Source organism: Pseudomonas sp. TE4620, from assembly GCF_056279045.1.
Window position 1 is genome coordinate 292,723 of record NZ_JBWBQO010000001.1, and the last position, 23,125, is coordinate 315,847.

The 23,125-nt window shown below is 62.8% G+C and carries 18 protein-coding genes; 2 read left to right on the forward strand and 16 right to left on the reverse strand.

Going from position 1 to position 23,125, the window contains the following annotated elements; translation table 11 throughout:
• Positions 1 to 5: 5 nt before the first annotated feature.
• From ACZ9A3_RS01425 to ACZ9A3_RS01490, 14 genes are all read right to left on the reverse strand, one after another.
• On the reverse strand, positions 6 to 3,443 hold the full coding sequence (locus ACZ9A3_RS01425) for a dermonecrotic toxin domain-containing protein (protein ID WP_476252061.1): 3,438 nt from the start codon (positions 3,441 to 3,443) through the stop codon (positions 6 to 8).
• 95 nt (positions 3,444 to 3,538) lie between these two features.
• Positions 3,539 to 4,618 (reverse strand): polyamine ABC transporter substrate-binding protein, encoded by a 1,080-nt coding sequence (locus ACZ9A3_RS01430; RefSeq protein WP_476252062.1) that lies wholly within the window; start codon positions 4,616 to 4,618, stop codon positions 3,539 to 3,541.
• Positions 4,619 to 4,673: 55 nt separating this feature from the next.
• Entirely contained in the window at positions 4,674 to 5,015 is a 342-nt protein-coding gene (locus tag ACZ9A3_RS01435; protein ID WP_045196265.1) for a cupin domain-containing protein, read from the reverse strand.
• A gap of 32 nt (positions 5,016 to 5,047) precedes the next feature.
• Positions 5,048 to 6,454 (reverse strand): NAD(P)/FAD-dependent oxidoreductase, encoded by a 1,407-nt coding sequence (locus ACZ9A3_RS01440; protein WP_476252063.1) that lies wholly within the window; start codon positions 6,452 to 6,454, stop codon positions 5,048 to 5,050.
• A 61-nt stretch (positions 6,455 to 6,515) separates the two neighbouring features.
• Positions 6,516 to 7,325, reverse strand: coding sequence for an AraC family transcriptional regulator (locus tag ACZ9A3_RS01445; protein WP_093388127.1), 810 nt, complete (start codon positions 7,323 to 7,325; stop codon positions 6,516 to 6,518).
• Between the two features lie 144 nt (positions 7,326 to 7,469).
• Positions 7,470 to 8,438 (reverse strand): peptide ABC transporter ATP-binding protein, encoded by a 969-nt coding sequence (locus tag ACZ9A3_RS01450; RefSeq protein ID WP_045196272.1) that lies wholly within the window; start codon positions 8,436 to 8,438, stop codon positions 7,470 to 7,472.
• Positions 8,438 to 9,406 carry an ABC transporter ATP-binding protein gene (locus tag ACZ9A3_RS01455; protein ID WP_045196592.1) on the reverse strand — a complete coding sequence of 323 codons (969 nt, stop codon included), beginning with the start codon at positions 9,404 to 9,406 and terminating at the stop codon, positions 8,438 to 8,440. The genes ACZ9A3_RS01450 and ACZ9A3_RS01455 overlap by 1 nt, the downstream gene beginning before the upstream one ends.
• A gap of 10 nt (positions 9,407 to 9,416) precedes the next feature.
• Positions 9,417 to 10,346, reverse strand: coding sequence for an ABC transporter permease subunit (locus ACZ9A3_RS01460; RefSeq protein WP_045196274.1), 930 nt, complete (start codon positions 10,344 to 10,346; stop codon positions 9,417 to 9,419).
• A gap of 10 nt (positions 10,347 to 10,356) precedes the next feature.
• Positions 10,357 to 11,367 (reverse strand): ABC transporter permease subunit, encoded by a 1,011-nt coding sequence (locus ACZ9A3_RS01465; RefSeq protein WP_476252064.1) that lies wholly within the window; start codon positions 11,365 to 11,367, stop codon positions 10,357 to 10,359.
• Between the two features lie 74 nt (positions 11,368 to 11,441).
• On the reverse strand, positions 11,442 to 13,037 hold the full coding sequence (locus ACZ9A3_RS01470) for an ABC transporter substrate-binding protein (protein WP_045196276.1): 1,596 nt from the start codon (positions 13,035 to 13,037) through the stop codon (positions 11,442 to 11,444).
• 72 nt (positions 13,038 to 13,109) lie between these two features.
• Positions 13,110 to 14,435 (reverse strand): OprD family porin, encoded by a 1,326-nt coding sequence (locus tag ACZ9A3_RS01475; protein WP_093388136.1) that lies wholly within the window; start codon positions 14,433 to 14,435, stop codon positions 13,110 to 13,112.
• Between the two features lie 225 nt (positions 14,436 to 14,660).
• Positions 14,661 to 16,253 carry an ABC transporter substrate-binding protein gene (locus ACZ9A3_RS01480; RefSeq protein ID WP_093388229.1) on the reverse strand — a complete coding sequence of 531 codons (1,593 nt, stop codon included), beginning with the start codon at positions 16,251 to 16,253 and terminating at the stop codon, positions 14,661 to 14,663.
• 254 nt (positions 16,254 to 16,507) lie between these two features.
• On the reverse strand, positions 16,508 to 18,133 hold the full coding sequence (locus ACZ9A3_RS01485) for an ABC transporter substrate-binding protein (protein WP_045196280.1): 1,626 nt from the start codon (positions 18,131 to 18,133) through the stop codon (positions 16,508 to 16,510).
• A gap of 314 nt (positions 18,134 to 18,447) precedes the next feature.
• Positions 18,448 to 19,167, reverse strand: coding sequence for an SIMPL domain-containing protein (locus ACZ9A3_RS01490; RefSeq protein ID WP_093388139.1), 720 nt, complete (start codon positions 19,165 to 19,167; stop codon positions 18,448 to 18,450).
• A 202-nt stretch (positions 19,168 to 19,369) separates the two neighbouring features.
• On the opposite strand from ACZ9A3_RS01490, the gene ACZ9A3_RS01495 reads away from it, so the two are divergent.
• Positions 19,370 to 20,626, forward strand: coding sequence for an ATP-binding protein (locus ACZ9A3_RS01495; RefSeq protein ID WP_045196284.1), 1,257 nt, complete (start codon positions 19,370 to 19,372; stop codon positions 20,624 to 20,626).
• Entirely contained in the window at positions 20,626 to 21,186 is a 561-nt protein-coding gene (locus ACZ9A3_RS01500; protein WP_010223415.1) for a response regulator transcription factor, read from the forward strand. The genes ACZ9A3_RS01495 and ACZ9A3_RS01500 overlap by 1 nt, the downstream gene beginning before the upstream one ends.
• A gap of 59 nt (positions 21,187 to 21,245) precedes the next feature.
• Here the strand turns inward: ACZ9A3_RS01500 and ACZ9A3_RS01505 are convergent, their stop codons facing one another.
• Positions 21,246 to 21,437 carry a hypothetical protein gene (locus tag ACZ9A3_RS01505; protein ID WP_213602342.1) on the reverse strand — a complete coding sequence of 64 codons (192 nt, stop codon included), beginning with the start codon at positions 21,435 to 21,437 and terminating at the stop codon, positions 21,246 to 21,248.
• Between the two features lie 14 nt (positions 21,438 to 21,451).
• Positions 21,452 to 23,092, reverse strand: coding sequence for a phospholipase (locus ACZ9A3_RS01510; protein ID WP_213602340.1), 1,641 nt, complete (start codon positions 23,090 to 23,092; stop codon positions 21,452 to 21,454).
• Positions 23,093 to 23,125: the final 33 nt, after the last annotated feature.

The window sequence follows — 23,125 nt, forward strand, 5'->3', positions numbered from 1 at the left end:
TCCTTTCAAGGGTGCATTTCTGCGCCCAACCGGTAGATCAGCAATGCCAGGCTGTCGGCATTGAACAGCATGATCTGCGCGCGTTTTTCGCTGTCACTCAGGAACACCTGACGAGCTTGCTGCAGATCCTGCGCGCCGGTGATCTTCAGGATCAGTTTCTTGCCTTTGCGATCGCTGCGACGCAAGTCGCGCAGCCTGCCAGTGTCTTCATCGTACAACGTGAACAACTTGTTCATCGGCGTCATGGCGCTGAAGCCGCTTTCGTGGGCGCGTTCCAGCCAGGCGCGCTCGGGGCCGGGGATCAGCCAGTCGGCGTACGGGGCAACACCCAGGGTGTAGGTGATGTCGCGGGTCTGGCAGGCCAGGTGAGACAGTTCATGCAGCAAGGTAAAGGCGCGGGTGAGGTTGGCGGCTGCCGGCTGGGCGTATCGGCGTTGTAGCGGCAACTGGTTGATGGTCGGGTTGTCGAAGAAGGCGTCGAGCAGAAAGATCTGCCGCCTGCGGTCGGCCGGGTTGACGAAGGCGCTGGCATCGATAGGCGCACCGACTCTGCTGCCCATGACATAGCGAGTCGAATGGGCGGGTGAGTAATTACGCGACAACAGCAGCGTCAGCAGTTTTTCTATCGGCCTGCTGACTTGCAGCAGAAGTGTGTCGGATACATCCGCGACGTTGAAGAAGTCCCTGAGGACCCTGGCCGTTTGCAGGGGTAGCTGGCGGGCTGTGGTGCGGCTGATGTTAAAGTGGCAGTTCACCAGGTAGGTTACTGCAGTATCGTGCGCTTCGCGGATCAGGTTGCCGCGATAAGGGTTTACGCGCTGGATCTGTGGCATGCCAACTGCGAGTATCGCGATCTGTTCCCGGGAGACGACCCGACGGGTATGGCGGCCGCTGAGGTCGCTCAGCACACCGCCGGCTTCGACCGGTTGCGGGCGTTCGGGCGCCGGGCTGCTCTCCTGATTTTTCCAGAACTTCTCCAGCGATTCGACCCCGACGGCGTCTTTGCCAACCAGCAGGCCCTGCACCAGCGCCGCGCAGAGTTCGGCCAGTGACTGGCTCCAGTTGCTGCGGTCGGCTTTTTCCAGGGTTTGCAGCACACTGGTTTCGGTCTGGAAAATACCCAGCAGCGTGCCCAGCCTGCCCGGCAGAAACAGGCTGGCTTGCAACCACAGCTGGCCGAGCAGGTTCTTCAAGGTTTGCCAGCGCGCCTCTTCGAGGGTCACCAGCTGGGCGTGGGCCATGTCCTGGAGCATCTGGGCGTTATCCACGAACAGTTGCTTGAACAGGTTGCCCGCGATCGGACGCCAGGCCAGGGTGATGGGGCCGGGGCGGGAAAACGGCAGGTCGAAATCCGATTCCACACTAAATGGCAGGTGTGGCTCTTCAAAGCCGCCGCGCCCATAGCGTTTGCGCATCTGCGCTGGCATACGCACGAGCAGCAAGGCCTGCAACGCTGGCGTGGTCCTGATCTTTTTCAGCAGGTCGCGGCTATCGGCAAATTGCCGATAGGCCTGGCGGCTGTCGTAAGGGCTGTACAGCACCAGCGGGCCCGCCTGCTGATTGCCGATCAGGTACAGGCCAGGCACCTGGTCCGGTTCAAGCCCGCTATCGGCCACCAACAGCAGTGGTGTCATGTGCTGTGTGCGGTTTTCTGGCAGTTCCAGTACCTGGGTAACCGTCTGTAGCGCTGCGCCATCGAGTTCGCCCTTGAGGCGGGCACGCCAGGCCGCTTCGAGCATTTGCCCGGGCAGTTGCCGGCAGAAGGTTGCCAGGCGCCGGGCATAGTCGGGGTCGTGTTCGGCGAATTTCTGCTGCAGCAGGCGCTGGTAGTGGCCGCCAATATCCAGCGCCTTGGCCACCTTGCGAACATACTGGCTGCGCAAGGTGGGTGGCAGCAGCTCACCCTTCTGGTCGGTCACCAGGGTGATTGCGTTGTCCCAGTCGCGGTAATGATCGAGCGCATAGTCAACCAGGGACTGGCGATGGCGCACGTAGCTGGCCGGCAGTGACAAGGGGATTTCCCCGGGCAGTGGCGGCGCAGTGATCCAGCGGTTGGTGGTGACCTGGATATCTTCAGGCCGGTAGTGGCCGGGGCCGAAATCCTGGTCCAGGCGCTGCTGCAGTTGTTCGCGGGCATAGGTGTCGATTTCGGGGATATCGAACAGGTAATCATCGTTTGCGCCCAGCAGGTTGCTGGCCAACACGCGCAAGTAGGCATGTTGATCTTCTACCGAGGCCTGGCGCAGCCACTCGGGTGCATGGGCTGCAACAGTCTCTGCCCTGGCGCGATCCTGCAGGTCGCGCAGGGCTGCGCCAATGGCATCGGTTTCGCTGATATAGCGGTTGAAGGCCTTGACCACGTTGCCCGGCAGGCGCGCAGCGATGGCCCGGTCGTACAGGGCCAGAATCCGCGACCGCCGAGAGGGCAGCGCAGCAGGCGCAAAGGCAACGCCCAGGCGTCCGGCCAGCGTGCTGAGCAGGGCCAGCAGTTGCTCCTGGTAGTCTTGGTTCAGTTGCCCGTCGCGCATCAATACTGCTTGCAGTTGCCCGCGAAGGTGCTGGCGCAAGCGTCTGGCGCTATGGCCGAGCAAGGCCGGCGGGAGCAACGGCAAGGGGGTCGGCAGTTCAGTCGCGGTGGTGGCGCTGGCACGCCATTGGCTGTTATCGGTGGGGTGCCAGATCAGTTCGAGCAGCGACAGGACCGGAGTACTGCGGCCCTCCGGTTGCACGCTGATGGCGTGCAGGGGAGGGGCTTTGTGCAGAAAGCTGGACAGTTCGTGCTTGAGCAGTGCCCGGGTGACTGAGCTGAGGCTCGGGCGCTGGGCAAGCATGGCCTGGTACTCCTGGGCCAATTGTCCGACCTGGGTTTGCATCGATTGCGCATCCAGGTTGGCGTTGCCGAGGGTGCGGGCAAGTTGCTGCAATGTGGCGGTCGAGGGCGCTGCTTGCTGGGTGTGCAGGGGGGCGGCCTGGTCGGCAAGGCGATCATTGATCGTCAACATCAGGCTGTCGAACAGCGGCGCAGCCAGCAGATTGACCTGAAAATCCACAGCAGGTTGGCGCTGCAGTAACTGCTGTTGCGCCTGTGGTGCGTAACGCAGCACTGTTGCCATCAGCGCAGAATTATCCTGCAGGCCCAGCAGCGTCTGCTTGGCCTGGCGCCGATCGGCAAAGCGTTGCAGGCCGATGTCGGGGTTGTAGATGAACACTTCGGGCCAGTCGGCGCGGCTGAGCAGAAAGGTGGTGTCCAGGGCTATGGCCTGGCCATCGCCAGTCACCGCATCCAGGCGGTCGACGCGCAGCGCCGGGTCGTCGCCCAGTCGTTGCAGGGATTGTCGTTGCGCGGCGCTCAGCGGTTGCCTGGCGTCGAGGTGCTCGAGGTGATGCAGATAACCTGCGCGCAGGGCATCAGGATGAAAGTAGGGCAGGTTGGCCAACGGCATGAAAGTGTCCCGGCGGTACAAGGCAGCCGGGGGCCGATCCCCGCGGCAATCACTGGAGATTGCCGCGGGTAAGCAGGGCCGGGGCGTTACTTATATCAATTGCCGGCCTTGATGCTGGTCCAGATGCGCGTGCGGATGCGGTCGATCTTGGCTGGCATCGCCTCCAGGGCGTAGAGCTTGCCAAGCATCTCGTCGCTCGGGTAAATCATGGTATTGGCCTTGAGCGCCGGGTCGACCAGGGTGTCGGCCTTGAGGTTGCCGTTGGCGTACTGCACATGGTTGCTGATGTTGGCCATCACCTCGGGCTGCAACAGGTAGTTCATGTAGGCGTAACCGGCTTTTTCGTCCGGGGCATCAGCCGGCATGGCGACCATGTCGAACCACATCGGCGCGCCTTCCTTGGGAATCGAGTAGCCGACCTTCACGCCGTTGTTGGCTTCTTCGGCGCGGTTCCTGGCTTGCAGCACGTCGCCGGAGAAGCCCACCACCACGCAGATATCGCCATTGGCCAGGTCGCCGGTGTACTTGGAGGAGTGGAAGTAGCTGATGAACGGGCGCACCTTCATCAGCAGCTCCTTGGCCTTATCGTAATCCTCGGGCTTCTGGCTGTGGTGTGGCAGGCCCAGGTAATTGAGGGCGATAGGTAACAGTTCCGGGCCGTTGTCGAGCACCGCCACGCCGCAGCCTTTCAGCTTGCTGATGTACTCGGGCTTGAAGATCAGGTCCCAGGAATCCAGCGGGGCGTTGTCGCCGAGCACCGCCTTGACCTTGTCGATGTTGTAGCCGATCCCGGTGCTGCCCCACAGGTAAGGGAAGCCGTACTGGTTGCCCGGGTCGTTGACCTCCAGGGCCTTGAGCAGCACCGGGTTGAGGTTCTTCCAGTTGGGCAGCTGGGTCTTGTCCAGTTGCTTGAGCGCCTTGCCCTGGATCTGCCGGGCCATGAAGTGGTTGGAGGGGAACACCACGTCGTAGCCGGAGTTGCCGGTCATCAGCTTGCCGTCGAGGGTTTCGTTGCTGTCGAACACGTCGTAGGTCGGCACGATGCCGCTGGCCTGCTGGAAGTTCTTCAGGGTGTCGGGGGCGATGTAGCTGGACCAGTTGTAGATCTTTACCGAGTCGGCCGCCTGGGCGACGGAGGCGGCCAGCAACACAGGTGCGAAGAGCAATGGGCGCATGTCTGGATTCCTTGCTTGGTCTGTTTTTTATCGAAGGAGGCAGGCGATCAAATGATCAGAAAATCAGCACATAGGTTTTGCGCACGGTCTCCTGGATGTCCCAGGTGCCGGTGCTGTTGGCCGGCAGCATGATCGCGTCGCCGGCTTCGATGGTCAGCGGCTCGCCGCCATCCGGGGTGAAGGTGCAACGGCCCTTGATGAAGTGGCAGAACTCCTGCTGGACGATTTGCCGGCGCCAGCGCCCCGGGGTGCATTCCCAGATGCCGGTTTCGACGCCGTCGCTGCGCTCGACGCTGGTGACCGAGGCGATCGAGACCGGCTCGCCGAGTGGCACCGCCACCGGGTTGGATTCGGCCAGGGTGACACTGTCGGTGTTCTTGAACTGGGTAATGCTCATAGCGGTGGATCCTGTGCAGGGGGTTCAAAAAGTCAGCGCATGAAACCTTCCATGAAGTCCGCTACGCCGCTGGCCAGGCGTCGGCGCCAGGGGGCGCTGGCCGGGTTGGCGAGGGTCTGGTCTTCATGGACGAAACTCTTGATGATCGCGTTGTAGCCCAGCCAGCGGCAGGGTTCCGGCTCCCAGCCGGGCAGGCTGTGCAGGGCGCGGTCGTGGCTGGCCCAGGGCTGCTCGGTGAGCGGGCTGCGCCGCTCGAGGATCAGCTCGGCCAGGGTCCGCCCGCCGAGGTTGCTGGCGCCAACGCCTTCGCCGCCATAGCCGCCGGCCAGGGCGATGCCCTGTTTGCGGTCGCAGAACATGTGCGGCTGAAAGCGCCGGGCCATACCCAGGTTGCCGCCCCAGGCGTGGGTGATCCTGACCTTCTGCAACTGCGGGAACAACTCGCCGAACAGGTAGCGGCGCAGTTCGATTTCGCTGTCGGTGAGGTCGAAGTTGTCGCGCAGGCGGCCGGCAAAGCGATAGCCGCCGCGGGCGCCGAACACCAGGCGGTTGTCCAGGCTGCGCTGGCCATAGGTGACCTGGCGGCTGTTCTCGCTGAAGGCCTGGCCATGGTTGAGGCCGATCTGCTCCCAGACCTGTTCGGGCAGTGGCTCGGTGGCCACCAGCAGGCTTTGCACCGGCATCTGGTAGCGCCCCAGCGGCGGCAGGTTGACCGAGTAGCCTTCGACTGCTGGCACCAGCCACTGGCATTTGATCCGTGCCTGCAAGGTGCGTGCTTCACCGGCGCGCCACTGGGTTACGGGGCTGTTCTCATAGAGCTTCACACCCATGGCCTCTACCGTGCGGGCCAGGCCGCGCACCAGTTTGGCCGGCTGGATTGTGGCGACATTGGGGTTGAAGATCGCGCCATAGGGGCGGCTGATACGCAACTGCGATGCCAGCTCATCGGGGCTTAGCCAGCGGTAGTCGGCTTCGTTCAGGCCCTGCTTGTAGAGCTTGTTCAGATACGCGCGCAGGCTGGTTTCCTGCTCGGGGTAGCGCGCGGCGCAGTACAGCACGCCGCCCTTGCGGTAGTCGCAGTCGATGCCTTCGCGTTCGAGCACCTGGGCCACTTCATCGGGAATGCCGTGCAACAGGTCATAGGCGGCGCGCCGCTGCTCGGGCGTGCTGCCGGCGAGCAGGCGGTCTTCACCGAGCAGGTTGCCCATCAGCCAGCCGCCATTGCGTCCGGAGGCGCCGAAGCCTGCAATCTGCGCTTCGACGATGGCGATGTTCAGCTGTGGTGCCAGGCGCTTGAGGTAGTAGGCGGTCCACAGCCCGGTGTAGCCGGCGCCGATGATGCAGACGTCGACGTCCAGGTCCTGTTGCAGCGCCGGGCGTGCGCTCAACGGCTCATCGAGTTGGTCCATCCACAGGCTGATACTGCGCCATGCCAGCATTGTTCGGCTCCACATCGGTAACGGTCTGTGGCGATCCTAGAAGCTTGCGGGGCGCTGTGTCTTACGTGCGTGCACGCAGAGAATTCTGCTTCACGTAGGCCTTGGGCGACAGGCCGGTGTGCTGGCGGAAACTTTTGTAGAACGCCGACAGCGAATTGAAACCGGCAGCAAAGGCCAGCTCGTCGATGCGTGCAACCGTGGCGGTGGCGCCGAGGCTGGTGAGCAGGTGCTGCAGGCGTGCCTGGTTGACGTAGCGGTAGAAGCTCTGGCCGAGCACCTGGTTGAGCAGGTAGGAGATCTGGTTGCGGCTGTAGCCGCTTTCGCGGGCCACCCGTTGCAGGTCGAGCTCCGGGTCGAGGTAGGGCTGCTGGCGCTGGAAGTACTGCTCCAGGTCCTGGGCCATGAAGCTCAGTTGGCGTGGTGACAGGCCCAGGCGGCTGGCGGCCGGGCGCAGGTCATTGTGGCCAGTGTCCTGGCTGGGCGCGCGGACCAGCGAGGCGTACTCGTTGACCCGCCAGATCAGGCCGTCGCGCACGGTGATCGCTTCGCTGGCCTGGAACGCCACCAGGCCTTCGCCACCGCGCAGGGTGACCTGGTACTGGATGAAGGCGGTGCAGCCATCGACGCGGATGCGGTCGCTGTGGACGATGTCTTCACCGGCTTCGCGGGGCATGCTCACTCGCACGTATTCGCGCAGCTCATCGAGGTGCAGGACGCGGTTCTGGAAATAGTCGTTGTACTGGATATCGGGGTGATACAAGGCCATGACCCCGTCGAGGTCGCGATGCTTCCAGCACAGGTGGTAGCGCAGGACGGTGGCGGCGGTTTCCGGGGTTTGCTCCGGGCCGTCGGGGATAGGGTCTGGGGTCATTGCTGGATAGTGATGGAGGGGCCAATCGCGGGTCAAGTCGAGGCGTCGCACCGCCGCTCCCACACAGTGCGCTGTGGGAGCGGCGGTGCGACGCCTCGACTTGACCCGCGTGCGCTGTGGGAGCGGGCTCGACCCGCGATGCGGTTACAGGAACTGCTCGGCGTAATGGCACGCCACCTGCCGCGTCCCCACCTGCCTGAACGCCGGTTCCTCGGCAGCACAGCGCTCGGTGGCATACGGGCAGCGTTTGTGGAAGGCACAGCCAGGCGGCGGGTTCAGCGGGTTGGGCAGCTCGCCGGAAATCTTGATCTTCGGCTTCAGCGGGTCCGGATGAATGGTCGGCGTGGCCGACAGCAAAGCCTGGGTGTAAGGGTGCAGCGGCTTGCTGTAGATGTCCTCCTTGGGGCCCATTTCCGCCGGCCGGCCCAGGTACATCACCAGCACCTGGTCTGCCACGTGGCGCACTACCGCGAGGTTGTGGGAGATGAACACGTAGGCAGTGTTGAACTCCTTCTGCAGGTCCATGAACAGGTTCAGCACCTGGGCCTGGATCGATACGTCGAGGGCCGACGTCGGCTCATCGGCCACCAGTACTTTCGGTTGCAGCATCATCGCCCGGGCCAGGGCGATGCGCTGGCGCTGGCCACCGGAAAACATGTGCGGGTAGCGCTGGTAATGCTCGGGGCGCAGGCCGACCTGTTGCATCATCGCCTGGACCTTCTCGCGCCGCTCGGCGCGGGTCAGGTTGGTGTTGATCAGCAGCGGCTCACCCAGCTGGTCGCCGATCTTCTGTCGCGGGTTTAGCGAGGCGTACGGGCTCTGGAAGACCATCTGCACGTCCTTGCGCAATTGCTTGCGCTCGGCCTTGTTGGCCCCGGCGACTTCCTGGCCGGCGATCTTCAGCGAGCCGGACGAGGGCTCTTCGATCAGGGTCAGGGCCCGGGCCAGGGTCGACTTGCCACAGCCGGACTCGCCGACCACGGCCAGGGTCTTGCCGGCTTCCAGTTCGAACGACACGCCGTTGAGTGCGCGCACCAGGGCATGGCCCTTGAACAGGCCGCGGGAAACTTCATAGTGACGGGTCAGTTCACGGGCGGTAAGGACGACGGTCATTACGCCACCTCCTGGTTCAGCGGGTAGAAACAACGCACCTGGCTATGGGCCTGGGGATCGAGGGTCGGTCGTTGCCGGCGGCAGTTTTCCTGCACGTAAGGGCAGCGCGGCGACAGCAGGCAACCTTGAGGACGGTCATAGCGGCCGGGGACGATGCCCGGCAGGGTCGCCAGGCGCTCGGCGCCTTCGCTGTGCTCGGGAATCGCCGCCAGCAGTGCTTCGCTGTAGGGGTGGGCGGGGACGTCGAACAGTTCCGGCACCTGGCCGACTTCCACCGCTTGGCCGGCGTACATCACGCACACCCGCTTGGCGGTTTCGGCGACCACGGCGAGGTCGTGGGTGATCAGGATCAGCGCCATGTTCTGCTCTTTTTGCAGGTTCAGCAGCAGCTCCATGATCTGCGCCTGGATGGTCACGTCGAGGGCGGTGGTCGGTTCGTCGGCGATCAGCAGCTTGGGTTCGCCGGCAATCGCCATGGCGATCGCCACCCGTTGGCTCATGCCACCGGAAAGCTGGTGCGGGTAGGCGTCCAGGCGGCTTTCGGCGCCGGGGATTTCAACCTTCTTGAGCAGTTCCAGGGCACGCTGGCGGGCCGCCTTGCCGCGCAGGCCAAGGTGCTGGCGCAGCACTTCCTCGATCTGGAAGCCTACGGTGTAGCTGGGGTTGAGGGCGGTCATCGGGTCCTGGAAGACCATGGCCATATCCTTGCCAACCACCTTGCGCCGTTGCCGGCCGCTGAGCTTGAGCATGTTGGTGCCATCGAAGGTCAGGGCATCGGCGGTGATGCGCCCGGGGGCGTCGATCAGGCCCATCAGCGCCATCATGGTCACCGATTTACCGGAGCCCGACTCGCCGACGATGGCCAGGACCTCACCTTCATCGACCGTCAGGTCCAGTCCATCGACCACCGGTACCGCATTGGCGTCGCCAAAGCGCACGTTCAGATTGTTGATTTGCAGAAGTGACATGGCGATCTCCTCAGGCGGCATTCTTGAGTTTCGGGTCCAGCGCGTCGCGCAGTCCGTCACCCATCAGGTTGATTGCCAGCACGCTGAGCAAAATGGTCAGGCCAGGCAGGCTCACTACCCACCAGGCGCGTTCGATGTAGTCGCGGGCCGAGGCCAGCATGGTGCCCCACTCGGGGGTTGGCGGCTGCACGCCAAGGCCGAGAAAGCCCAGGGCGGCGGCGTCGAGGATTGCCGAGGAGAAACTCAGGGTGGCCTGCACGATCAGCGGCGCCATGCAGTTGGGCAGCACGGTGACGAACATCAGCCGGGGCAGGCTGGCACCGGCCAGGCGCGCGGCGGTGACGTAGTCGCGGTTCAGTTCGCCCATCACCGCGGCGCGGGTCAGGCGCACATAGGACGGCAGCGAGACGATGGCGATGGCGATCACGGTGTTGATCAGGCCAGGGCCGAGGATGGCGACAATCGCCACGGCCAGCAGCAGCGAGGGCAGGGCCAGCATCACGTCCATCAGGCGCATGATCGACGGGCCGAGGATGCGCGGAAAGAACCCGGCCAACAGGCCGAGGAAGATCCCCGGAATCAGCGAGATCACCACCGATGACAGGCCGATCAGCAGCGACAGCCGCGAGCCCTGGATCAGCCGCGAAAGCAGGTCGCGGCCGAGCTCGTCGGTGCCGAGGATGAACTGCCAGTTGCCGCCTTCCAGCCACACCGGCGGGGTCAGCAGAAAATCACGGTACTGCTCGCTGGGGCTGTGCGGCGCCACCCAGGGGGCGAACAGTGCGCAGAACACGATCAGGCTCATGAACATCAGCCCGGCGACCGCGCCCTTGTTGCGTGAAAAGGCCTGCCAGAACTCCTTGTACGGCGAGGGGTAAAGCAGGCTCTGGTCGACAGCGGTGGCCGGGGTGGTGACAGATTTTGCAAGTGGGGTAGTCATGACGAGGCCCTCAGCGCTGATGACGGATGCGTGGGTTGGCCAGGCCGTAGAGGATGTCCACGACGAAGTTGACCAGGATCACCAGGCAGGCAATCAACAGGATGCCGTTCTGTACCACGGGGTAATCACGGGCGCCGATGGCTTCGATCAGCCACTTGCCGATGCCCGGCCAGGAAAAAATGGTTTCGGTCAGTACCGCACCGGCGAGCAGGGTGCCGACCTGCAGGCCGAACACCGTCAGTACCGGGATCAGCGCGTTGCGCAGGCCGTGCACGAACACCACCCGGGCCGGCGACAGGCCCTTGGCGCGGGCGGTGCGGATGTAGTCTTCGCGCAGCACTTCGAGCATCGAGGAGCGGGTCATGCGCGCGATCACCGCCAGCGGAATGGTGCCCAGGACAATGGCCGGCAGGATCAGGTGCATCAATGCATCATTGAAGGCGCCTTCTTCGTCGCTGAGCAGGGTGTCGATGAGCATGAAGCCGGTTTTCGGCTCGATGTCGTAGAGCAGGTCGATGCGCCCGGACACCGGGGTCCAGCCCAGGCTCACGGAGAAGAACATGATCAGGATCAGGCCCCACCAGAAGATCGGCATCGAGTAGCCGGCAAGGGAGATACCCATGACCCCATGATCGAACAATGAGCCACGCTTGAGCGCGGCGATGACCCCGGCCAGCAGGCCGATCACCCCGGCAAAAAACAGCGCCGCCATGGCCAGTTCCAGGGTTGCCGGGAACAGTGCGAGGAACTCGGTCCAGACGCTTTCGCGGGTGCGCAGCGATTCGCCGAGGTCACCCTGGGCGAGCTTGCTGACGTAGTCCAGGTACTGTTCGGGCAGCGGTTTGTTCAGGCCCAGTCGCTCCATGGCCTGGGCGTGCATTTCCGGGTCGACCCGCCGTTCGCCCATCATGACTTCAACCGGATCGCCGGGTATCAGCCGTATGAGCGCAAACGTCAGCAAGGTGATGCCGAAGAAGGTCGGGATCAGCAATCCCAGTCGCCGGGCAATAAAACTAAACATCTTCAGGAGTACCTCATCAGCCGGTCAGGCATGCCCGCCGGCACCCGGGTGGGGCGCCGGCGGTCGTTCTTGTTCTACTTCACCTGGGTAGTGGCGAAGTTGTTATTGGTGAGGGGGTTGATGTGGTACCCCTCAACGTTGTTGCGCATGGCGGTAAACATTTGCGGATGGGCCATGCTGATCCACGGTTGATCTTCATCGTACACCGCCAGGGCCTTTACATAGAGCGCTGCACGCTCATTGTTGTCGGTAACCTCGCGGGCCTTGGTGATCAACTGCTGGAAGGTTTGATTGCACCAGCGCGCATAGTTCTCGCCGCTTTTCACCGCGTCGCAACTAAGCAGCGGGCTGAGGAAGTTGTCCGGGTCGCCGTTGTCGCTGGCCCAGCCGGTCGAGACCATGTCGGCTTCGCCCTTCTTGGCCCGGCGCAGCATCTCGGCCCATTCCATCACGCGGATATCGACGGTCAGGCCGATCCTGGCCAGGTCCGCCTGAAGCATTTCAGCGCTCAGGCGCGGGTTGGGGTTGGTCGGGCCGCCGCCGTTGCGGGTGAACAGGGTCAGCACCGTGCCTTCGGGCACGCCGGCTTCCTTGAGCAGGGCGCGGGCCTTGTCGAGGTCACGGGGCGGGTTCTGGTTGTCGGTGTTGTAGCCGATCATGCTCGGCGGGTAAGGGTTGACCGCGACCAGTGCGTTGCCCTTGCCGAACAGCTGGTCGACGTGGGTCTGGCGGTCGAAGGCGATGTTGATGGCTTTGCGCACGCGCACATCGCTCAGGTACTTGTGTTCGGTGTTGAGCGAGATGTAGCCGGTGGTCAGCGCTTCCATCTCGGCCACTTTCAATTTGGGGTCGGCCTTGATGCTGGGGATGTCATCGGGCTTGGGGTACAGCGCCACCTGGCACTCGTTGGCCTTGAGCTTTTGCAGGCGCACGTTGTTGTCGTTGGCAATGGCGAAGATCAGCGCGTCGGCCGGTGGCTTGCCACGGAAGTAGTCCGGGTTGGCCTTGTAGCGCACCTGGGCGTCCTTGTTGTAGCGCTGGAAGATGAACGGGCCGGTGCCGATCGGCTTGTTGTTGAGGTCGCCGGTCTTGTTGGCCTTGAGCAACTGGTCGCCGTATTCGGCGGAGTAGATCGAGGTGAAGGCCATGGCCAGGTCACGCAAAAAAGGCGCTTCGGGCCGGGTCAGGGTGAAGACCACAGTGTGCTCGTCGGTCTTCTCGACGCTTTTGAGCAGGTCCTTGAAACCCATGCTCTCGAAGTAGGGGAAACCGATGCTGGTCTTGTTGTGCCACGGGTGATTAGGGTCCAGCTGTCGTCGGAAACTCCACAGCACGTCGTCGGCATTCATCTCGCGGGTAGGGGTGAAATAGTCGGTGGTGTGGAACTTGACCCCTTCGCGCAAGTGGAAGGTGTAGGTCAGGCCGTCATCGCTGATGTCCCAGCGCTCGGCCAGGGCCGGCTGGATATCGGTGGTGCCCGGGCGGAAGTCGACCAGGCGGTTGAAGATGGCCTCGGCCGAGGCGTCGGCGGTTACGGCGGTGGTGTACTGGACGATATCGAAGCCTTCCGGGCTGGCCTCGGTACACACCACCAGCGGCTTGGCTGAGAGGCCCGCCGCAGTACTCAACAGGACGGCTGCCAGGGCAGCCTGTAGCGGTAGCAGTTTCATGAAACCTCCTGCAATCGATTAACCAGAGTAGCCGTCCCGGCCGATTCGGCGAACCGACCGGGAAACCGCGTTCTAGAGGAAGTTGAAGGGAATGGTGGTGACAATCCGCAGCTCGTCCAGGCTACCGTCGATCTGGGCCTTGCTGGCCCGGTGCGCGGTGTAGGTGGCACGAATGGTGGTGTCCTTGAGCGAGCCGCTCTGCACCGCATAGGTGGTGCCGATGCCCCACTCGTAGTGGTTCTCGCCGTCCAGGCCACGCACGTCGTAGCCGCTGCCGGTGTAGTGGGTGCCGTCGATGCCCCAGCCGCGCGCGTTATAGAGGTTGAACTTGAGGCCCGGCACGCCGTACTGGGCCATGTTCAGCACGTAGGCGATCTGCATCGATTTTTCGTTCGGGCCGTTGAAGTCCGAAAGCAGGGAGTTGGCCAGGAAGATCGCGTTGGTGTCGTGCAGGTAGTCGAAGTACTCGTTACCGTTGACCTGCTGGTAGGAGAAGGTCAGGTTGTGGGCCTGGTGGGTCAGGCCGAACGACAGGCTGTAGGTGTCGTTGTCGATATTGCCAAGCTTGCTTTGGCCTTCATCCTTGGTCTTGTAGTAGTTCAGGCCGGTGGTCAGGCTCAGCACCGCGCTGTCGCCCAGCTCATGGCTGGCGCCGAAGTAGTACTGGTTCCACAGGTCTTCGACGTTGGACACGTAGAAGCTGGTTTTCAGGCTTTTCAGCGGCTGGTAGTTCACACCGGCAATGTTGACGTGATCGGCTGAAAAGGCGCGATCACCGTACTCGGCAACGAATTTGCTGGTGCCCTGTTCGGTCCGGTTCGAGAGCCGGTCGAAGGTGCCGACATCAAACGACAGGTTGTCGAATTCTTCGCTGTGCAGGCTCACACCTTCGAAGCTCGACGGCAAGGCGCGGTTGCCGATGTAGGCCAGTACCGGGGTGTCCATCGATTGGCGGCCGGCGGTCAGGGTGGTGTTGGACACCCGCGCCTTGACGTTGGCCAGGCCCATCTTGCTCCACTGGCCGATGACATCGCCGTCGCTGTGGGTCAGGGTGCGGTTGTTCGGCCCGGCCACCGCCGCGCGGCCACGCTCCAGGGCGATGGCGTTGTAGACGGCGACCTCGGTGCTGAAGCCGAAGGTACCTTCGGTAAAGCCCGAGGTGTAGTTGAGGATGGTGCCCTGCACCCAGTTGTCACGGCTGTGGGTGTCGTGCTGGCTGCCGTCGCTCTTGTAGTACTTGAACAGCGGTGCGCGGGTGGCGCGTTCGCGGCCATACCAGTTGCGGGTCGAGCCGGACAGGCTCTGGCCTTCGATGAAGCCCTTGGCTTCACTCTGGGCGCTGGTGGCTTTGACGCTGACCGGAACATAGTCCTGGCTGGCGGGTTCGGCCTGGGCCATGGCTGACAGACCACTGAGGGACAGTGCCAGTACTGCGGTTTGGGTTCGTCTCAAGGTAAAGCTCCCTTTTCTTTTCTTCTTTTTAGTTACCGCCTGGCCTTGTGAGCTGGGCGTCTTGCCGGTTGGAACAAGGGTTTGCAATCGTTTGCTGCAAGGCAATCGGGCATATTCAGGCTGAGTTCGCCCGCGAAGGCGCTGCGCGCCCCCGAGGGAGAAAGCGGTTTTTTATTCGGTACTGACGCCTGAGAAGTTGTTGCGCCCGAAAGGGCTTACCTTGAAATCCACGACCTTGGCACTGAGCGGCTGGTTGACCGTCGAGTGGGCGATCGGGGTGATGGGCAACTGTTGCCTGAGGCGCTGCTGCGCCTGCTGGTAGAGCAGGGTGCGTTGCTCGCGGTCGGTGATGGTCTTGGCTTTCTTGACCAGCGCGTCGTACTGCGGGTCGCACCACATGGAGTAGTTGTTGCTGCCTATCGCGTCACAGCTGTACAGGGTGCCCAGCCAGTTGTCCGGGTCGCCGTTGTCGCCGGTCCAGCCGATCAGCGAGATGTCGTGTTCACCGTCCTTGGTGCGCTTGAGATATTCGCCCCACTCGTAGCTGACGATTTTCACTTTGAGGCCGACCTTGCCCCAGTCGGCCTGGAGCATTTCGGCCATCAGCTTGGCGTTGGGGTTGTACGGGCGTTGCACGGGCATGGCCCAGAGGGTGATTTCAGTGCCTTCCTTGACCCCGGCGGCCTTGAGCAGTTCGCGGGCCTTTTGCGGGTTGTAGCCGGCATCCTTGATGCTGTCGTCGTAGGACCACTGGGTCGGCGGCATGCTGCCCACCGCCAGTTGCCCGGCCTCCTGGTACACCGCCTTGACGATGGCCGGCTTGTTCACCGCCATGTCCATGGCCTGGCGTACTTCGAGCTGGTCGAAGGGTTTGTGCTGAACGTTGTAGGCGATGTAGCCGAGGTTGAAGCCGGGTTTTTCGATGACCTGCAGCTTGGGGTCGCTCTTGAGTGCATCGAGATCGGCCGGGCGTGGATGCAGGGTGACCTGGCATTCGTTCTTGCGCAGCTTCTGGATGCGCACCGAGGGGTCGGTATTGATCGAGAAGATCAACTGCTCGATCTTCACCTGGCTCGGGTCCCAGTAGTCCTTGTTGCCGCGGTAGCGGATCTGCGAGTCCTTCTGGTAGCGCTGGAACACGAACGGGCCAGTGCCGATCGGCTTCTGGTTGATGTCGCTGGGGCGCCCGGAGGTCATCAGTTGCTCGGCGTATTCGGCCGAGAGTACGGCGGCAAAACTCATTGCCAGGTTCTGCACGAAGGCGGCATCGATGCTGTTGAGGGTAAAGACCACGGTCATCGGTGCGGTCTTTTCGATGCGGGCGATGTTCTTGTCCAGGCTCATGCCGACGAAGTAGGGGAATTCGGTGGGGTAGGCCTTGCGAAACGGGTGGTCGCGGTCGAGCATGCGATTGAAGGTGAACAGCACGTCGTCGGCGTTGAAATCGCGACTGGGGTTGAAATCCTTGTTGCTGTGGAACTTGACCCCTTCGCGTAGGTGGAAGGTGTAGGTCAGGCCGTCGTCGGACACCTCCCAGCTTTTTGCCAGGGCCGGTTTGACGGCGGTCGCGCCACGTTCGAATTCCACCAGGCGGTTGTAGATCGGCTCGGCGGCGTCGTTGTCGGTGGCGCTGGTGTATTGGGCGGTATCAAAACCGCCGGGGCTGCCTTCGGAGCAGAACACCAGGTTCTTGGCCAGGCCCGCAGGGGCCTGGGCGAGCAGGCCGAAGCCCAGCAGCGCTGCATAGATTGGAGTGTGGCGCATGACGATCCCTTCTCTCTTGTTGTTTTTTTCGCGGTCCATGGCGCACAGCCATACGAATCGCGCCGACTCTGCTGCACCCTTGACGGTAGAGCCATCAAAGCGCTGCAGATAGGTGCGATTACGCAGAGGTGTGTAGGAGGTATCCGATAGGGCGTGCGACGGTTCCGTGTCGATGCGCTAGCGGCTGACCTGCCAGGCCATCAGGCTGCGGCCCCGGCTGCCGTGTGGCGTCGCGGGGCCGAGCCAGATGGCTGCTATTTGGTCACGCTGACCCCATAGAAGGAGTTCAAGCCAAACGGGCTGATCTTGAAGTCCTGTACGGTTGAACGCATAGGTTGATACACCGTCGAGTGAGCGATGGGTGTCATCGGAACCTGTTCTTTGAGGATGTGTTGCGCTTGCTTGTACAGCTCGGTGCGCTTGGCCTGGTCGGAGGTGGCCTTGGCTTGCTTGACCAGGTCGTCGTACGGCTTGTAGCACCACTTGGAGAAGTTGTTGCCTTCCAGGGCATCGCAGCCAAACAGGGTGCCCAGCCAGTTGTCCGGGTCACCGTTGTCACCGCTCCAGCCAATCAGCATGGCGCCGTTCTCGCCGCCCTTGGAGCGCTTGATGTACTCGCCCCACTCGTAGCTGACGATCTTGGCCTTGATGCCGATCTTGGCCCAGTCCGATTGCAGCATCTCGGCCATCAGCTTGGCATTGGGGTTGTACGGGCGTTGCACCGGCATGGCCCAGAGGTTGATCTCGGTGCCTTCCTTGATGCCGGCTTCCTTGAGCAGCTGCTTGGCCTTCTCGGGATCGTACTTGGCGTCCTTGATGGTGGTGTCGTAGGACCACTGGGTCGGCGGCATGGCGTTGACCGCCAGCTGGCCGGCGCCCTGGTACACCGAGTCGATGATCTGCTGCTTGTTTACCGCCATGTCCAGCGCTTCGCGAACCTTGAGCTGGGCCATCGGGTTGGGCTCGTTGCTGCCCTTGATCTTGTCCATCACGTTGTAGGCGATGTAGCCGAGGTTGAAACCGGCCTGATCAGGCATCTTCAGGTTCGGGTCGTTTTTAAGTGGCTCGATGTCGGCCGGGCGCGGGAACAGGGTGACCTGGCACTCGTTCTTTTTCAGCTTCTGCATGCGCACCGAGGCGTCGGTGGTGATGGCGAAGATCAGGTTGTCGATCTTCACATCCTCAGGCTTCCAGTAGTCCTTGTTGCCCTTGAAGCGGATCTGCGCGTCTTTCTGGTACTTGCTGAACACGAACGGGCCGGTGCCGATCGGCTTCTGGTTGATGTCGGCGGGCTTGCCCTGCTTGAGCAACTGGTCGGCGTATTCGGCGGACTGGATCGAGGCGAAGCTCATGGCCAGGTTCTGGATGAACGCAGCGTCGACGCCGTTGAGGGTGAACTTGACCGTGTGCTCGTCGAGCTTTTCGACCTTGGCGATGTTCTTGTCCATGCCCATGTCGGTGAAGTACGGGAACTCGGTAGGGTAGGCCTTGCGAAACGGCATGTCCTTGTCGAGCATCCGATTGAAGGTGAACAGCACGTCGTCGGCATTGAAGGCGCGCGTCGGCTTGAAGAATTCGGTGGTATGGAACTTGACCCCTTCGCGCAGGTGGAAGGTATAGGTCAGGCCATCGTCGGAAATGTCCCAGCTGGTCGCCAGGCCCGGGATCACTGCGGTGCCGCCACGCTCGAACTGGCTCAGGCGGTTGAAGACGGTCTCGGCTGAGGCATCGAAGTCGGTTCCGGTGGTGTACTGGCCCGGGTCGAAGCCTGCGGGGCTGCCTTCGGAGCAAAACACCAGGTTAGTCGCCGCAAGGGCGGAAGGTGCGCCGGCTAGCAAGCCTGCGCCGACCAGAAACGGAATGACCGCGTGTTTGAGCATGGTGGCCTCATTGTTGTCATTTTTGATTTGAGGGGGCCTTGTGAGCCGACCTGCGGATACTTATGCAGGCCCCATACCCAATGCAACACTCAAAGGGATGGGTGACGGTAAACAGTGGGACGAACGTACAGGAATGTCGCATCCGTATAATTTTTTACGGAGTTGATCGTTTGCGAGGGGGTGTTTCAGGTTGTTTCGAAGACGTTGTCTCACTATCGAGTCAGTCTTTGCACTAATTTGGGGCGCGAGGTGCTACAGGTAACAGGGTTCGCGACAGCCGAAACTGCCGCGAACCAGCAGAAAAGTAACGCGGCTTACTGCATCTGGACTTCAATGGTGCCATCGGCACTCATGGTCACGTCGGTGGTGCCGGCTTCGATTTCCGGAGCGGGCGCTGCGTCTGCGGCCATGCCGGCGGCTTTCATCATCATCGGTGCGCTACGGGCATAAGGATGCGGGTAACCGCTGCTGTTGAGGTTCAGGTTGACCACTTTGTAGCCTTTGCCGCCCAGGGCTTCGGTGGCCAGTTGGGCACGGGCCTTGAAGGCGTTGACGGCATCCTTGAGCAGGTCGTCTTCGCTGGTTTTGCGCGTGGCCGGGGCGATGGAGAAGTCCATGCCGCCCATTTTCAGGTCCTGCAGCAGGGTGCCGGTGAGTTGCGACAGGGCCGGGAAGTTGGCGCTTTCCAGGCGCAGCTCGGCGCGTTCGCGCCAGCCGGTGATCTTCTGACCCTTGTTGTCGTAGATCGGGTAGCTGTTGCGGCTGCCCTGGCTGATCTTCACATCCTTGACTTCGCGCGCCTGTTTCACCGCCTTGTTCATGGTTTCGGTGATTTCAGTGGCCAGCTTGCCCGGGTCGGTATTCTGCGCTTCGCTGTACAGGGTCACGACCATCAGGTCGCGGGCCACTTCCTTGCTGACTTCGGCGCGCAGCGAAATCTGGTTGTAGCGCGGGGCCTCATCGGCCAGGGCCGGAAGGCTGGCTAGCAAGCTGGTGGCCATCGCCAGGGCGGCGCTGCTGCGGGTGATCGACATGTATGACTCCTTGAAAGTGTGGCGCGGGCACTGAACACAAGCAGTGCACGCTGGCCCATGAGACTGGCAACAGTGTAGTGAGGTTCAAAATGGCCATCATTGTTATGTAAAAAAGTGTGGCGCTTTGCCGCATCACTGCAGACCAGGCCGCAGCTTCGGTATACTCGCGACGATTCGCCTGGAGCACTCATCAGGAGAGCTCATGCTCGCCCCCGTACAAATGCTGTCTGCAACCCGTCAGAACCTCTGGCGCCTGACCTTCATCCGCATCCTGGTGCTTGCCGCCCAGGCCGGCTCGGTCGGTGTCGCTTACTGGACCGAACTGCTGCCGCTGCCGTGGCTGTCGCTGGTCATCACCCTCGGCCTGTCGATGCTGCTGTGCGCGTTCACGGCCCTGCGCCTGCGCCTGACCCTGCCGGTCACCGAGCTGGAATATGCCTTCCAGCTGGCCTGTGACCTGCTGATCCACAGTGCCTTGCTGTATTACTCGGGCGGTTCGACCAACCCCTTCGTGTCCTATTACCTGGTGCCGCTGGCCATTGCCGCGGTGACCTTGCCCTGGGTCTATTCGCTGATCCTCTCCGGTATTGCCCTGGCCGCCTACAGCTTGCTGCTGGTGCAGTTCTATCCGCTCGAGACCTTCCCCATGGCCCGGGAGAAGATGCAGGTCTACGGCATGTGGCTGAGTATCGCCCTGGCAGCGGCGGTGATTACCTTCTTCGCCGCGAAGATGGCCGAAGAGCTGCGCCGCCAGGAGCAACTGCGCGCCGAACGCCGAGAGGAGGGCCTGCGCGACCAGCAACTGCTGGCCGTGGCCACCCAGGCCGCTGGCGCTGCCCATGAGCTGGGCACGCCCCTGGCGACCATGAGCGTATTGATCAAGGAAATGCGCCAGGACCACAGCGACCCGCTGCTGCAGGAAGACCTGGCAGTGCTGCAGGACCAGGTCAAGTTGTGTAAAGAGACCCTGCAGAACCTGGTGCGTGCCGCCGAAGCCAACCGGCGCCTGGCGGTCGAGAACCAGGAAGTGACCTTCTGGCTCGACGAAGCGCTCAACCGCTGGCACCTGATGCGCCCCGAGGCCAGTTACCGCTTCCAGCGCCTGGGCCAGGGCAATGTGCCGCGCCTGGCGCCGCCGCCGGACCTCACCCAGGCCTTGCTGAACCTGTTGAACAATGCCGCCGATGCTTGCCCTGACGACCTGGAAGTGCGCCTGGACTGGGACGCTCAGGACATGGTGATCAGCATCCGCGACCACGGCCCGGGCGTGCCGGCAGCGATTGCCGAATCGATCGGCAAACCCTTCTTTACCACCAAGGGCAAAGGCTTCGGCCTGGGCCTGTTCTTGAGCAAGGCCAGCGTGACCCGTGCTGGCGGCTCGGTAAAACTCTATAGTCATGAAGAAGGCGGTACGCTCACCGAGCTGCGCCTGCCGCGTGACGCGCGAGGAGATGTGTGATGAGTGATGAAATCCAGGTTGAAGGCGAAGAGCTGCCGCACCTGCTGCTGGTTGACGACGACGCTACCTTTACCCGGGTAATGGCCCGGGCCATGAGTCGCCGCGGCTTTCGCGTGAGCACCGCAGGTTCTGCCGAAGAGGGCCTGAAAATCGCCCAGGACGACGTGCCGGACTATGCCACGCTGGACCTGAAGATGGATGGCGATTCGGGCCTGGTACTGTTGCCCAAGCTGCTGGAGCTGGACCCGGAAATGCGCGTGGTGATCCTCACCGGTTACTCGAGCATCGCCACCGCGGTCGAGGCGATCAAGCGCGGTGCCTGCAACTACCTGTGCAAGCCGGCCGACGCCGACGATGTGCTGGCCGCGCTACTTTCCGAGCACGCCGACCTCGACAGCCTGGTGCCGGAAAACCCGATGTCGGTGGACCGCCTGCAGTGGGAACACATCCAGCGCGTGCTGACTGAACATGAAGGCAATATCTCCGCCACCGCCCGGGCCCTGGGCATGCACCGGCGGACCTTGCAGCGCAAGCTGCAAAAGCGCCCGGTTCGGCGCTGATTGACTATCGCGGGGCAAGCCCGCTCCTACTGTAGGAGCGGGCTTGCCCCGCGATCAATTTATTTGCCGCCGAGGATCGTTCGATCCACCCGCACTGCCAGTTGCCCGGCCCCGGGCGCGGCATCGAATACCACCTTGCCGCTTTCAGCCAGCTTGGCCCGACCCACCACCACGCCATCGCGCAGCAGCTCCAGGGGTACATCCTTGAGGGACTGGCCCGACGCCAGCTCAATGTTCAGGGTAATGCTCATGAGTGATTTCCTTATCACGGCTGTTGATCGATATAGGTCGTGGTGCCCGCATCCAGCGAGGCGATCAGTTCCGGCGAGCCGCCGCGGAACTGGCGGAACAGATTGCGCGATACCGACTTGCCGGAGGTATCCAGCGGCACCGTCAGGGTCGGTTGGAAACGCTCGGTCAGTTCGGCGTAGTCGCTCCACGGGCCAATGTAGGACTCGTTGAAACCGTTGACCACGCTCACCGCATAACGCACGGCATGGCCGGGCAGCCAGTTGGGCTGGCTCGGTACCTGGGTTTGCCAGCCGTCGGCGTGAATGCTCGGGGCGCTGGCAGGGGCATCGAGGTAGCCGGTGGGTTTGTTCGGGCTGTAGTCCTTGAGCAGCAGGTAGGTACTCCAGCCCCACCAGTTGTCGATCTGCGCCGGGTCATTGAGGTTGTTGACGTCGGCGCGGCGCATCAGCTTGCCGTTGCGCAGGGTAAACAGTGGGGCGAAGTTGCCTGGCACCTGTCCTTCCACGGCAGCTTGCAAGTCAGCGGCGATGCGCAGCGCACCATAGGCTGTCGGCGCCGGCAGGTTGCCGGTGTCGAATGCCTGGAAGATCTCATCGGCAGACTTCTGCACCGCCAGGCCCACCTGTTTGCGGTTGGCGACGTCGATGCTGTCGAAGTAGCGCTTGTCGCCATAGCCGCGCCAGGTATCGCCCTGGGCATTGCGCAGCACCAGGCCGTACTTGCTGTCTTCATCGTGCATGAAGCGCGAGATCAGCGAGCCGAGATCGGCCGGGGTGACGTTGTCCTTGATCGCCTTGCGCGGTACCCGCACGTGGCCGGCGGAGAACAGGTCAGTGAGGAAGTGGTCGGCGAAGGCGTTCATCGCGTAGGCCAGTTCCAGCTGCCCGTCATCGCCGCTGGCGCGAGCTTTCACGGCCTGGCGCAAGGCGGCGGTATGGCCGGCGACATACGCCAGCAGCGCCCATTCACCGAAGTGGTCCCAGTTGCTGGCGGCCAGCTTGAGATAGCGACCCAGGGGGAACATCGGCGAGACGAAACTGCCGCCGCCGGTGATCTTGTTCCACTCTTCCGAGAGGGTGTCGCCCAACTGGTCGTAGGCTTCATGAGGCTGGCGACCGTCTTTGATCGCCTGGTTGGCGGCGGCGATTTCCCGCTGCATGACCGCGAGGATCTTGCCGGCTTCTTCCCGGGAGGCGGGAAGCACGGCCAGCGAATCAAAGGCGGCGGCAAAACGTTCAACGCGTTCTTCGGCTGTGGCGCCATCGGCAATCGGCCGCTCGGGAATGCCATAGAAATCACCACCCAGGGCGACGATCTGGCCGTAGCTTAGGCTCAGGCCATTGGCCAGGTGCAGGGCGACTTTCCAGGCCGGGATCGGCGCGCTGTCGTGGCTGAAGCGCAGCAGGGTGTTGTCGCCGATGGCGGTGTGTTCGCCGCCTTCGAAGCGCAGTACCGGCTTGCCACTGGCAGGCGGTTTGGCCGCCAGGCCAAGGCGGTGGTATTTGATCGTGTGATGGCCGTCGAGCACCAGCACCAGGCGGGCGTCAGGGCCGGGAATGTTGATGCCGCTGACGCTGAACAGGGCGTCGAGGTCGGCGACCACGGTGGTGGCGAGCGCCTTTTGGGCGTGCAGTCCAGTTTGCATACCTGACATATTCAACTCCTTTGAGATGTCATGGATTTACCT